1 protein-coding gene is annotated in these 724 nt (G+C 43.1%); it reads left to right on the top strand.

Translation table 11 applies throughout. The features are described from left to right. Positions 1-211 (top strand): hypothetical protein (locus tag R7M92_RS25000; protein WP_318134579.1); only part of this gene is annotated, 211 nt, incomplete at its 5' end. Positions 212-724 lie beyond the last annotated feature (513 nt).

Consider the following 724-nt stretch of genomic DNA (forward strand, 5'->3'; position numbering starts at 1 on the left):
ACTCGCCAACTGTGTGCCTATATTTCGAGGTACACCTCGAACAGCGTTCCTGTTTTTTGCTGTGTTTTGTGCCGTCCAACGATTATCCAACCAAAATCCAACGACTATCCAACCAAAATCAGCGCAACACCATGCGAATAACGTTGAATCCAACGGCTATCCAACAGAAAAACAACCAAAATCGATGATTGAGCATGTAGGGTGTTGTTGATGGTGCTTTGAAGTTTTGAAATATATTTTTTTCGCACGATAGAAACAAAAAAGCCTCCCAATGGGGAAGCTTTTTTGTAGGGATTGGTAATGATCGGTAAAAAGGATCATTGAGATCAAACGCTTTTAGGATTAATCTCTTTCCCCATATGTGACAAAACCAGCCGTAGGAAGCTGGTTTTCGTCGGGATACTCTAACGTTTGAACCGCGTTTAGAAGTCCTTTCATGATAGATCATATCAAGCAAGCACTTCAAGAGTAATATTCCCCAAGTAGTCGGTGGTAGGATTAAGAGTCACTAGGGCTATGAGACAGCATAGAGGTGTAGAAGTCTAAGGACTTCCTCCACAAATCAGAGACTTTCAACCTAGTACGTTGTTATTTGCTCTGGTCTGATGGGGACTAGCGGATTTGTCGAAAGCACCATCCAAATGAGTGGTTCATCCTAAGTCTACCGCAGTGAGGTAGCAAAGAGGCTTGTAGATTGGGGAAACCCTTGCAAGGTACTAACGGG

Source organism: Vibrio sp. Vb2880, assembly GCF_033337975.1.
In the GTDB taxonomy this organism is placed as follows: domain Bacteria; phylum Pseudomonadota; class Gammaproteobacteria; order Enterobacterales; family Vibrionaceae; genus Vibrio; species Vibrio alginolyticus.